This window comes from Rubneribacter sp. (genome assembly GCF_965361815.1).
The window spans coordinates 1-11,847 of sequence record NZ_CBDTNW010000175.1 but is presented as its reverse complement, the minus strand read 5'-3'; the positions used below and the strand labels follow the sequence as shown (position 1 = coordinate 11,847).

Here is an 11,847-nt window from a genome sequence, read left to right as displayed (position 1 = left end):
GGGAAACCGCGAACCAAGGAGGCAGATATGACGCAATCATCGGGCATCTCGCGCAGGAACTTCCTACAGGGTCTTGCGGCGGGCGCCGTGGGCGCTGGGGCGTTCGGCTTGGCCGGGTGCGCTCCCGCCACGAGGTCGGCTGGCGGTGCGGCCGACGGCGAGGCCGCATCCGCGAACGGGGGGAGCGCCCAGGGCGCAACGGCCGGCAACACAGGCGCCCTCAATCCGCAAGATTACGACTACACCGCCAACTCCATTGCCGACTTCGCGTCGTCGGCGCTGTTCAGCGGCTGGAAGCTTGGCGGCATCGAACTCAGCCACCGCATGGTGAAGTCAGCCGCGTTCCAGCTGGCGTTCATGAAGGGCAATCCGGACGAGTACATCGGCTACTACGAGCGCATGGCGCAGGGCGGCGTCGAGATGATCTGGGTGGAGGACTTCGCCAACATCTGGGAGCTCACCGCAAGCCCCCTCAAGCAGGACTACGCCGCCTACGACGTGAAGGGCTTGCTCGAACGCCTGCACGCCGCCGGCGCGCACGTGGGCTACCAGTTCGACACCATGGGTTCGGCCATCGGCCCGCTTGATTTCGAGGAGCCCTTCCTGGGAAACTATTCCACCGACGAGGTGCGGTCGTGGGAGCAGACGATCGTCGGCATAGCGAAGCGCCTGCACGACGACGGCTTTGACGCCTTCGAGCTGAACTTCGCCGCGAACAACGTGGGGCAGTCGTTCCTCTCTCGGGCGCGCAACAACCGCACCGACGAGTACGGCCCGCAGTCCATTGAGAACCGCACCCGCTTCGCCGTGGAGGTGATCAGGGGCGTCAAGGAGGCGTGCGGGCAAGATTTCGCGGTGCAGGTGCTCATCAACGGCGTGGAGTGCAACGACAAGCAACTTGGCGCGGACTCGCTCTACACCACCATCGAGGAGAACAAGGCCATCGCGAAGATCCTCGAGGAGGCGGGCGCGGACAGCCTGCACGTGCGCCTGGGGCCGGCCGGTCAGCACATCGCCCAGTTCGCGAGCGACCTGTACTTCGCGGTGCGGGGCCTGGAGGGCGCAACCGGGTTCGGCGGGCGCTTCGACTTCTCGCGCCACTTCCAGGGCAAGCTGCGCGCCGACCATTCCGGTTGCGGCCTCATGATAGACGTGGCGGCCGAGATCAAAAGCGCGGTGTCCATCCCGGTGGGCGCGGCCACCTACATGGACCCGGCGCAGGCGCCCGACTACTTCGAGGCGGCCATCGCCGAGGGCAAGCTGGACTTTTTGGTCATGAACCGCCCGCTGTGCGTGGACCCCGCGTACGTGAGCAAGCTGCGCGAGGGCCGCATTGACGAGATCGCGCCCTGCACGAGGTGCCTGCATTGCTTCTACGACCCCGACAAGGCGGGCACGCTCATGGAGCACTGCCGCGTGAACGCCGCCAACTGGCGCGCGTACGGCGAATCCATGCCCGAAGGGTGGACGCCCGCACCCGTGGAGGGCGAGAAGAAGGTCCTGGTGGTGGGCGGCGGCCCTGCCGGCATGGAAGCGGCGCGCGTGGCGGCCGAGCGCGGCTGCTCGGTGACGCTGTACGAGAAGAGCAAGAGCCTGGGCGGCCAGCTTACGGCTGCGGAGGCCGTCAAGGGCCCGCATGAGAACCTCGGCCGTCTGAAAAGCTACCTGGCCAGGCAGCTTGAGGTGAGCGGCGTGAACGTGGTCATGGGCACCGAGGTTGACGCCGCGCTCGTGGAGCAGGAGGCGCCCGACGCGGTGATCGTGGCCGTGGGCGCCAAGCGCGCGGAAGCCGCGTTCGAGGCGACGGCGGGCACGCAGGTGCTTGCGCTCGAGAACGTGGTGGGCGCCGAGGTGGGCGACAACGTGACGGTGCTCGGCAGCAACTGCCAAGCGGTGGACGTGGCGGTGTATTTGCTGTCGCTTGGCAAGAACGTGTCCATCGTCACGCCCGACCCGCTTGAGGCGTTCGAGAAGGGCCATTCGGTCAACATGCGCGACTTCGTGGAGACGGCCATCACGGCTTGCGGCACGCGCATCTGGACCTCGGCCGAGGTGGCCGAGGTCGGCGACGGCCAGATAGTGGTCAAGAGCGGAGCGGGCGTGGACGTGACCCTGCCCTGCGACGCGCTTGTGGACATGCGCGACGAGCTGCCGAACACGGAGCTGGCCGACAGCCTGTCCGGCGTCAAGGTGACGGCGGTGGGCGATTGCGCCGACCCGTACAACATCGCCGAGGCCATAGCGTCGGCCAACCTTGCCGCGCGCGCTCTGTGACGATTCCTTTCCCCCTCCCCGTTTCGCGGCGTCGCCTCCTTCGCGGGGGCGACGCTGCGGTACAATAGGGAAAGCACGCGGCGGCACAAGGCTGCCGGCCGACGAAAGGAGCGGACATGGCACAGCGGTACACGCGTATTTTCGCAGCGCTTGACGGGGCCTCTACGCAGAAGGCGGTGGCCGAGCGCGCCATCGCGTTGGCGGCGGACAACCATGCCGAGCTGGTGTTCGGCCACGTGATAGACTCGGTGCCCTACGAGGCGTCGGGGGTTGATTTCGAGGCTTTGTGCGTGGAGGGGGAAAAGCGCATCGGGGAGGAGCTGGCGGACCTGTTTGTCGAGGCGCGCGGCAACAAGAACATCCCCTCCGTCGAACTCGCGGTGCGCGCCGGCCGCATCACCGACACGCTGGCCAAGCAGTTGGTGGAACCGCTCGATCCCGACCTGGTTATTTGCGGCGAGCGCGGCCTGTCCAACATCAAATACGTGTTCGTGGGCAGCGTGTCCACGTTCCTGATCCGCAACATGCGCTGCGACGTTTTGGTGGTCAAGCAGGATTAAAGGCGGCTGCGTCGCTTGCGCGAACCGCCCGAAGGCGCCCGGCCCGCACGCGCGGCCGGGCGCCTTGCGTTTCAAGGGCGCATCTCCGCCCTGTTGTCCGAGGCGCGTCTTAGGAGGCGACGATGCGCTTGGGAATTCCGAAACCCCGCCCGAAACGAAAACAGAACCCAAGCGGGTTCTGTCCGAAGGCGGAGTGCCATGCGCTGCGGGGTGTCGCGGGCCCGCGCGGCCAAAGGGCGGAAACAGCCCGAACAAGGAGGCACCGTCCGGTGACGATCGGGCATTTCGCGAACTCTGCCTTGAAGGCACTATACGGCCTCTGAAACAAAGTATCAATATCTAAAAAGTAAATACTTATTCCATCGATTTTCAATAGTATACTTACCAGAAACCGATAGAACATGCACGGCGAGGGAGGGACGATGGCGCGCTGCGCAACCAAGGACATCGTGGAGCTTATGAGCGATCCGTGCTTCTACCGTCTGCGCACCGTGGTGGACAGGGGCCTGCTGCTGTTCGAGGACCTTGACGGCTACGAGCTGCCGGAAGGATACACGAAGGAGGAGATCTGGCTCATCTTGACGGCCATCCGCAAGCAGGCGGCCATCTTCGTGCCCGATGACCCGTACCGCAGCGCGGACTGCTGGTTTGTGACCACGAGCGTTTTGTCGTTCGACTCCAAAATGCTCGAGATGCAGTGCATGGCCGGGTTTCCGCTGGACGAGGCCCTCGCCTCGCTCAAAGGCTCGCCGTTCGTGACGCGGTTCATCGAGCGGACGTTGGCGCGCGCCCTGGAAACCGAGGGAATCTGTGTGCCCGATGAGCGCATCCACGAGATATTCCTGGGAAGCCCCGCCTGCAACGACATCGAGCGGGTGGTGGGCAACTACTTCGAAGTCAGCAGCGACGCCGACTCGCTTGCGCGCTACGAGGTGTCGCACGGCCTCATAGAGACGCTGTACTACCGTCTGACCGAGGGCGTGGACGCGGACGCCATCCCCCGGCGGCCGGACGTGTGCCCGCTTGACGAGCGCATCTCGCCGCCCACCTCGGCGGCCGCCATCGACGCCGTTTGCCGGCGCTCCCGGCAAGACGACGAGGAGTTTCGCTTCGGCCCTGTCCTGCGCATCGTGAACGCGTCGTGGTTCTTTTGGAACTTCGACGTGTTCCCGTGCCTGAACTCCCTGGTGGGGGTTTTGCTGCGCAACGTCATGGCCATCAAGTGGGGCTATCCGGTGCTCAGCTGGCTGCCGGTCGGCTACTACCCGTTCGGCGAGCTGAACACGCCGCGCATGAAGGCCGTGTTCGACAATTGGTCGATCGATTACGGCTTCGGCTTCGACTTCACCTCGTACTTCACCACCTACATCAAGCTGTATCTGGAAGAGCTTGACCGCTTGAAGGCGTCCGTGGAGCAGTTGCGGCGGCTCAACGACCTCATAGGGCGCACCTTCGGCGCGGACCTGAACGATCGGCAGAAATCCATCCTGTCCGCGCTGTGCAGGGAGCCTGACGCCTTGCTGCGCATAGCCTCCCACCAGCGCACGTTCAAGGTGGCCTACGCAACGGCGCGCAACGACTTCCTGGAGTTGGAGCGCAAGGGGTACCTGGTCAAGGGGCGCCAGGGCAAGGCGTTCGTGTTCCAGGCATGCTCGGAGCTGCGCGAGAAGATAGTCAGCCTGGGCGAGGTCGCCTCCGGCGCGCGGTGAGCTCGCTGGCAAGCGCTCCGCCGACAATGAGAACGGCGCCGAGCATCTGGGCGGGAACCATGGTCTCATGCAAAAGGAGCGCGGCCAGCACGACGGCCGACAGCGGCTCAAGGTAGCCGAGCACCGCAACGGTTTGCGCGGGCAGGCCGCCAAGCGACGAGAAGTATCCGTAACATCCAAGCCCCGTGTTGACGACGCCCAGCATGAGCGCCCAAGGCCACTCGTCGGCCGCAACACGGAACGCGCAATCGTCTTGGCAGGCCGTGAACGCGGCCGCCAGCAGGAAGCTTGCCGCAAGTTGCACGGCCGAGCTTTCGACGCCGTCCACCTGATCGGCCTTCTTGCTGAACACCACCATGGCGGCGTGCGCAAGCGCCGACATCCATCCGCAGAAAAGGCCCCATGCCGATTCCGCACCGCCGTCTGCCTGCAGGTTGATGAGCAACGCTCCGGCAAGCACTGTGCAAAACCCCGCGATTTTGGCAGGCGCAAGGCGCTCTCCGAACAACCAGGGACTCAACGCCATGACGATGACGGGTGCGCAATAGTAGGCGAGCGAGGAAATCCCCACGCCGACGGTTCGGTATGCCTCGTAGAGAAAAAGCCAGCTCGCACCCATGGAAAGTCCTGAAGCCGTCAGAAGGGCGAGCGAGCGACGATCACGCAGAACCGCAGGCGTTCGGCGCCGCGCGATCAGCGGAGCGGCCAAGAAGGCGGTGCCTATGAATGTGCGCAGCATGACAACCTGGTGACTTTCAAGGGAAATGCGCTCAGCTACGATGCCGTTTGATCCGAACAGCACGAGCGAGGCGATGAATATCAGATAGTTCCGTTTCATGCCCCCAGTGTGCCAAAACCACGATCAGATCAAAAGCGAATAGTTATCATACTCAACATGCTAAAATGTCATGACCAAGACGGCGGGTTCGCCGACACGAGAGGAGGGTTGTGGACGCGAGCGTGCAAAAGCTCCAGGCATTTGTTGCCGTGGTTGAATCCGGTAGCTTCACGCAGGCGGCTGCGCGCTTGTCGTACTCGCAATCGGGGGTCAGCCGCATGATCGCCGACTTGGAGCGCGAGTGGGGCGTGGTGCTGCTGGAGCGCGAACGTTCCGGCGTTCGCCCAACCTCCGATGGGCTTACTTTGCTGCCGCACGCGCAACGCGTGTGCGAGACGTACCGCGAGCTGCACGCGCACATCGACAACCTTCGGGGGCTTGAGTCGGGCCTCATCCGCATAGGCACCTTTTCCAGCGTCGCTACTCATTGGCTTCCGGGTCTCATCGAGGCGTTTCGCGCGGAGCATCCCTGCATTGAATATGAGCTGCTGTTAGGCGATTACGGCGAAATCGAGCAGTGGATTCGGCAGGGTCGCGTCGATTGCGGTTTTTCGCGGCTGCCTGTTCCGCCCGATCTGGAGGCCAGGGAATTGGCGCGCGACGAGTTGCTGGCAGTGGTGCCCGAAGGGCACCGGTTGGCTCGCCTGGATAGGATCCCCTTAAGCGCGCTGTGCGACGAGCCGTTCCTGCTTTTGGAAAAGGACGCCAACACGGTGGTGAGCGATGTGTTCCGCGAGCGCGGATACACGCCGAACGTGCAGTTCACCACTTGGGACGATTACGCCATCATGGCCATGGTGGAGGGAGGCATGGGCGTGAGCGTGCTGCCGGAGCTCATTTTGCGGCGCGTGCCGTACCGCATCGTCATCCGGCCGCTTGATGTGCCGGCGCATCGCACGGTGGGTTTGGTCGTCCGTCGTTTTGCGTCGGTGCCGCTGGCTGCGCAGCGATTCATCCAACAGGTGGAGCGGATAGGCGGCGAAATCTTCCGATCGCGCGCTCTCTGCCTGTAGATGCAAGGATGCGGGCGTTCTTTCGCGCGCGTTTGCTCGCGTTCGCAAAGGGGGAGCCGTTGCGCCACCCGGTTTGTGCTACTCTGATTCGCGGACGAAATCGGGGTTCCGCATGGCGGGCGGTTGGCGACGAGGAGTGATGCCGCATGGTGAACGAGAGGATGCGTGGGTTGGGGGACGAGCCGAGCGCGATTCGCGAGCTGTTCGCGTACGGCATGGCGCGCAAGGCGGAGATCGGCGATAAGAACGTGTTCGACTTCAGCATCGGCAACCCGAGCGTGCCCGCGCCCGACGCCGTGAAGGACGCCGCGCTCGCGCTGCTGGAGCAGCCGGCCGTGTCGCTGCACGGCTACTCGCCCGCGAGCGGCGTGCCCGAGGTGCGCGCGACCATCGCCGACAGCATCCGCCGCCGTTTTGGCATCGACGCGTCGCCCGAGAACATCTACATGACCGTGGGCGCGGCGGCCTCCATCGCCATCAGCGTGTCGGCCGTGACCGAGCCGGGCGACGAGGTCATCGTCATCAGCCCGTACTTCCCCGAGTACAAGGTATGGATAGAGACGGCGGGCTGCACCTGCGTCGAGGTGCCCGCGCACGTGCCCGACTTCCAGCCAGACATCGACGCGCTGGCGGCGGCCATCGGCCCCAAGACGAGCGCCGTCATCATCAACTCGCCCAACAACCCGGTGGGAGCTGTGTACTCGCGCGAAAGCCTGGAGGCGCTGGCCGCGCTGCTGAGCGCCAAGGAGGCCGAGTTGGGCCGCGAGTTGTACCTCATCAGCGACGAGCCGTACCGCGAGATCGTCTACGACGGCATAGAGGTGCCCTACGTGCCGTGCGTGTACCCGCGCACGATTGTGTGCTACTCGTACTCGAAGTCGCTCTCGCTGCCGGGGGAGCGCATCGGCTACGTGTACGTGTCCGACCGCATGGACAACGCCGCGCAGGTGATGGCCGCCGTGGCCGGCGCGGGCCGCGCGCTCGGCTACATCTGCGCGCCGGTGCTGTTCCAGCGCGTGATAGCCGCGTGCGTGGACGAGCCGAGCGACGTGGCGTCCTACGCGGCCAACCGCAAGCTGCTCACCGAGGGCCTGGCCGCGCTCGGCTACGAGTTCGTGGAGCCGCAGGGCGCGTTCTACCTGTGGGTGCGCGCGCTCGAGGACGATGCGCAGGCGTTCAGCGACCGCGCGAAGGCGCACGAATTGCTGCTGGTGCCCTCCGACAGCTTCGGCGTGGGCGGTTGGGTGCGCGTGAGCTACTGCGTGGCGGCCGACGTCATCACCGGCGCCATGCCCGCCTTCAAGGCCCTTATGGAGGATTATCGGGGATAGCAGGGCCGCTGCTCGTCCGTCTTCTTCCCAAGCGGCACCGCGCCGGCGAGGTCACGACGCGTACTGCTTGAGGTAGTCGATGATCTCCTGGCGGGAGTGCAGCCCCGTCTTCGCGTAGATGCGCTTGATGTGCGCGTGCGCGGTGCCCTGCGTGATGAACAGCTCCTCGGCCACGCGCTTTTGCGTGTGGCCGAGCGCGTAGAGCGCAAGCACCTCCACCTCGCGTTCGGAAAGCAAAAACTGCCTGCCCATCTCCTCGGCGTTGTGCTGCATGGACGCTTGGCGAAGCTCCGACATGCTCTCGTTTTGGTCGAGCGCCATAAGCGCGGACACCACGCCCTGCCGCCGCTCGCTCCTTCGCTTCTGCTCGTTGGCGCCGTCTAGCGCGATGGCGAGGAACTGCACGAACACGACCTGCGTCGACAGCACCAAGAACCCGCCCATGACGGCGTTCATGAGCATGTCGTTGCCTGAGGCGGGGTACAGCTCCATGATGGCCACGCGCGACACCGCGCGGCATCCCAGCCACACCAGCCAGCCGGCGATGGCGTAATAGTAGGGGTCGCGCCATCCGTAGCTCATGAACGCGATGATGATGTACCAGGTGAACGCCACCATGAGGGCGTTCAGCGTGGTGGTGAACACCGCTCCGATGTCCAGCATGTCGGGAAACGCCGCGTAGATCACAAGGGCCAGGCAGGCCAGAAGCTCCATGACGGCAAACGTCCCCACGGTCATGACGTGCTGCTTGCGCATGAGCACGAGCACGATGATCGTGGCGCACAAAGCGATGGTGAGCGCGCCGTAAGCCGCGCGCGTGCCCGGTGCGAACGCGATGGCCTCGCCGCTGGGGTAGCCGCGCAAAAGCCCGATGACCACGGAGAGGCACCCTATGCCGATGGCCGTGGCCATGAGGAACTGCTTGCTTTGCATCGCGGTCTTCGCGAAGCTGAAATAGTCGTGCGCCAAGGTGGGCGACGCCAGCTTGTACGGCTGGACGCGCTCGCGCGCCCACAGCATGCAGGGGTACTGCACGCAGACGAGCGCCAAGGCCGTCAGGTCGGCGGCGACGGGCGGCAGCAGCAAGCAGAGGTAGATCTCCACCTCGCTCACGATGAGCGCGGAGAACACGAACACGACGGCCGCCGTGGTGCTTGTGCCGCGCGCCCGGCGCAGCCAGTAGAAGATGGCTCCCGACGAGGCGAGCGTGTGAAGGGAGCTCAGCGCGAACTGGATTTCCACGCTCTGCTTCGTCGCCCCTGCCAGGGCAAGCCCGATCAGGCAGACCGCTTGGAGCGCCACGCAGGTGCGCGCGGCAAGGTTGACGGCGCGCTTGCCGATGGTCCGTTTGGAGAGCAGCAGCGCCAGGAAGAGCGCGGCCAGCACCACGAGCGTTGCCAGCATCGCCCCGTCGGTGAACACTCCCTGGTCAGTGCTCGCGTAGCTGCCGTAGGTGGCCACGATGAGCCCCGAGCGGCTGAACGCCAGCCCCAGCACGAGCGGCCAGAGCGCAGCGTAGCGCGGAAGCGAGCGCACGGCTTCGCCCAGGCGCGGTCGCGCGTCCTCGGGTTCGTCCGCGGTCGTTTGAGGCGCTTGGTTCGCCACAGCCCGTTCCCCCTCCCGTGCTCTCGAATCGGCTTGGGCATGTTAGCGCACCATTGTAGTCAATTTTTTGTCTGTATAGTGCGAAAGTCTCATTTTGTTGACAAGCATTTGAGCCTGCGCGCTCCGTTTATCCTCAAAGAGGGGATGCCGCGCCCATCCGCTCGGGCACCATGGGGCGGGCGAGAGAAAGCCGCTTCGCAGAGCGAGCGGCGGCTGCCAAGAGGGCAAGGAGCAAACGCATGGGAGAGTCGAGGAACGTCTACGTCGAGCCGGACGAGCGCGCGGTCATCCGCACTGCCGACGTGTACCAGACCGAGGTGGAGGCCGGCACGGCGGGGTACTCCGACACGTTGCTGTCGGTGGTGGCCAATTTCAAGAACAGCGGCGCACCCGAGGGGTTCAACGCCCAATGCATGGTGGGGAAGTCCAAACGCGGCGAGGTTGCGCTGCGCCTGTTCGCCGTCATCGACCCCGAGACGGAGACGTTCGTGCGCGCGGGCTTCAAGGCGCGCGGCTGCCTGGCCATGACGGCGTGCGCGAGCGTGGTGTGCTCGATGGTGGAGGGCAAGACGTTCGCCGAGGCTTTGGCCATCAGGCCCGACGACGTGAAAGAGGCGCTTGACGGCGTGCCGTGGGACAAGATCCACACCGCGTACTTCGCCGCCGAAGGGGTGCGGGCGCTCATCGGAGATTTCATCATCAACCGCGGCGGCGCGATCGCCGACCTCGACGCCGTGGTGCCGTGCGACGAGCTGTCCCTTTCCTGCGCCATGTGCGAGCATTGCTCGCTGCGCGACGCGCGCATCGAGCTGCGATTCGGCCCGGCGGCGGACGAAGCGGAAACGGGCGCCGGGGACGGCGCGCTTGCCGAGGATGAAGGAGACGCCGAGGGTGACGCGCCTGCGGAGGGCGCGGGGGACGCTGCGGATGTCGCGGGCGCGGCGGACGCCGACGGCGAAGCCGAGGCGCGCGCCCGTGCGCTTGCCGAGCACAATGCCCTTGCGCGCGTGTTCGACGACGTGCGCGCCCAGTCTGCGGACAGCCGGCTTGTCACGCCCGCTCGCTGGGCCGAGATCGGCCTGGTGCCCGCACATCTGACGTCCGACGAGTTCGAGATGCTGGTCTACGAGCACGTGGAGGACGATCGGGCCGCGCGGGCCGAGGCCGCTGCCGCCGCCGCGCCCGAGCCTGCGCCCGTGTTCCGCACGGCCACGCGCGCCGTGGGCGTCCCCGCGTTTTTGCGTCCCGAGGATGGGGAGCCGAAGGAGGCGCCGGAAAAGCCGGCGCGCGCGTCGCAGGATGCGGGATCGTGCGGGGAAGCGAGCGGCGGATCGGTTGGCGATGGCGGCGCCGCCGAGGCCAAAAACGATGCGGCCGGAGTCGGCGCCGGGGACGGCGCGGCGGGCGCCGACGGCCCCGGTGCTCCCGACGCTTTTGACAACCCCGATAACCCCGACAACCCCTTTGCCGGCTTGGACATCCCCGCAGGGTATCGCCTGGAGGGGATCGAGGGCGAGTACGTGCTGGTGGAGACCGGCGAGGGCGAGGACGCCGCAGAGCTTCCCATCGATTGCGAGCATATCGCCACGTTCGTGGGCGCGCACAGCTACTACCTGTACGATCGCGGTTTCATGACCGACGCCTACGCGCGTTGGGCGTTCCTTGCCGCCGAGGACGACCGCATGGTCACGTTCGTCGAGTGCGTGCGCGAGGAGTCGCGCGTCTACCCGCGTCCGTTGGCGGCATCGAGCCTGAAGAACCCGCCGTTTCGCATGACCGACGAGGACATCGCCGCAGCGTGGGAGGCCGTGCGGGCCTCCGACGATCATCCCGACATCGAGCGCACCGTCGCTTCGAACGGCGATGCGTACTTCTTTTCCACCGACTTCCTCTCTCCCGCCTACGCCGCTTCGCTCGCCGAATGGGATGCGGTGGAGCGCCATCTCCATATGTAGCGCGCAACTCCGCCTTCGCTCCAGCGCATGAGAAGGCCCCCGGCGCAACTTGATGGCGCCGGGGGCCGCAAGAAGGGCCGGCAGATCGCGCGGACAGGGGGGAAGCGGGGCGCGATCTGCGGCGTTGAAACGGTTCGCTACGGCAGCAATCCCAGGCTGTCCAGCTCCTCCTTGACGTCGGCCATGCCGTATGCGTCAAGGCAGGCACCCGTCGGGCAGCCCAGGCGCTCGTCCCAGCCGAACTTCGCGTACACCATGCCAAGCGCCGTCTGGAAGTCGTCGCGGTCCATCTTGTCGGTGCCCTCCGTGAACGGCTGCTTGTCGGGGTCTTTGTCGAAGGCCCACGAGGTGATCACGTCGTGGACGTTACGCAGGTCGTTGCAGCCGATGGCGCCGCTTTCGTCGGTCATGCCGCGCACCGTGTTCGCGCGCTGCAGCGTCATGATCTTGGCGCCGGCCTTGTACAGGTCGTCGTTGGTCACCTCCTGGCCGGTGACGGCCTTGAAGAACTTGGCCTCCAGATCAAGGTCGCCGCGGTAGTTGCGGGCCTTCGTGGGGCTCA

General features: G+C 65.8%; 9 protein-coding genes. 6 read left to right on the top strand and 3 right to left on the bottom strand.

All coding sequences use genetic code 11. From position 1 onward, the window contains the following. Window positions 1-27 precede the first annotated feature (27 nt). The 3 genes from ACWKY3_RS12700 to ACWKY3_RS12690 all read left to right on the top strand — a co-directional run bounded on the left by ACWKY3_RS12700 (window position 28) and on the right by ACWKY3_RS12690 (window position 4,543). Window positions 28-2,274, top strand: coding sequence for an oxidoreductase (locus tag ACWKY3_RS12700; protein WP_449316761.1), 2,247 nt, complete (start codon window positions 28-30; stop codon window positions 2,272-2,274). A gap of 116 nt (window positions 2,275-2,390) precedes the next feature. After that, a complete protein-coding gene (locus tag ACWKY3_RS12695) occupies window positions 2,391-2,834 on the top strand; it encodes a universal stress protein (RefSeq protein WP_449316760.1) in 444 nt (147 codons plus the stop codon). A 422-nt stretch (window positions 2,835-3,256) separates the two neighbouring features. Further along, window positions 3,257-4,543: a hypothetical protein gene (locus tag ACWKY3_RS12690; protein ID WP_449316759.1), complete on the top strand. Its 1,287-nt coding sequence runs from the start codon at window positions 3,257-3,259 to the stop codon at window positions 4,541-4,543. Here the strand turns inward: ACWKY3_RS12690 and ACWKY3_RS12685 are convergent. Further along, complete coding sequence (locus ACWKY3_RS12685) at window positions 4,509-5,381, bottom strand: DMT family transporter (RefSeq protein ID WP_449316758.1); 873 nt, start codon at window positions 5,379-5,381, stop codon at window positions 4,509-4,511. The two genes, ACWKY3_RS12690 and ACWKY3_RS12685, sit on opposite strands and share 35 nt — an antisense overlap. A 110-nt stretch (window positions 5,382-5,491) precedes the next feature. Here ACWKY3_RS12685 and ACWKY3_RS12680 point away from each other — a divergent pair, with 110 nt between their 5' ends. Then, window positions 5,492-6,394, top strand: a complete 903-nt coding sequence (locus tag ACWKY3_RS12680; RefSeq protein WP_449316757.1) for a LysR family transcriptional regulator — start codon at window positions 5,492-5,494, stop codon at window positions 6,392-6,394. A gap of 146 nt (window positions 6,395-6,540) precedes the next feature. After that, window positions 6,541-7,725 (top strand): pyridoxal phosphate-dependent aminotransferase, encoded by a 1,185-nt coding sequence (locus ACWKY3_RS12675; RefSeq protein WP_449316756.1) that lies wholly within the window; start codon window positions 6,541-6,543, stop codon window positions 7,723-7,725. Window positions 7,726-7,776: 51 nt separating this feature from the next. Here the strand turns inward: ACWKY3_RS12675 and ACWKY3_RS12670 are convergent, their stop codons facing one another. Then, on the bottom strand, window positions 7,777-9,330 hold the full coding sequence (locus ACWKY3_RS12670; protein ID WP_449316755.1) for a response regulator transcription factor: 1,554 nt from the start codon (window positions 9,328-9,330) through the stop codon (window positions 7,777-7,779). A 239-nt stretch (window positions 9,331-9,569) separates the two neighbouring features. On the opposite strand from ACWKY3_RS12670, the gene ACWKY3_RS12665 reads away from it, so the two are divergent. Then, the gene (locus tag ACWKY3_RS12665; RefSeq protein ID WP_449316754.1) at window positions 9,570-11,285 is read left to right on the top strand and encodes an iron-sulfur cluster assembly scaffold protein; all 1,716 of its coding nucleotides are present in this window, start codon (window positions 9,570-9,572) and stop codon (window positions 11,283-11,285) included. Window positions 11,286-11,422: 137 nt separating this feature from the next. Here ACWKY3_RS12665 and ACWKY3_RS12660 read toward each other — a convergent pair. Beyond that, window positions 11,423-11,847 (bottom strand): aldehyde ferredoxin oxidoreductase C-terminal domain-containing protein (locus ACWKY3_RS12660; RefSeq protein ID WP_449316753.1); only part of this gene is annotated, 425 nt, incomplete at its 5' end.

Bases quoted from the DNA above. Each gene is read 5' to 3' on its own strand.
- ACWKY3_RS12700 (WP_449316761.1), top strand. From the start codon at position 28: ATGACGCAATCATCGGGCATCTCGCGCAGGAACTTCCTACAGGGTCTT.
- ACWKY3_RS12695 (WP_449316760.1), top strand. From the start codon at position 2,391: ATGGCACAGCGGTACACGCGTATTTTCGCAGCGCTTGACGGGGCCTCT.
- ACWKY3_RS12690 (WP_449316759.1), top strand. From the start codon at position 3,257: ATGGCGCGCTGCGCAACCAAGGACATCGTGGAGCTTATGAGCGATCCG.
- ACWKY3_RS12685 (WP_449316758.1), bottom strand. From the start codon at position 5,381: ATGAAACGGAACTATCTGATATTCATCGCCTCGCTCGTGCTGTTCGGA.
- ACWKY3_RS12675 (WP_449316756.1), top strand. From the start codon at position 6,541: ATGGTGAACGAGAGGATGCGTGGGTTGGGGGACGAGCCGAGCGCGATT.
- ACWKY3_RS12665 (WP_449316754.1), top strand. From the start codon at position 9,570: ATGGGAGAGTCGAGGAACGTCTACGTCGAGCCGGACGAGCGCGCGGTC.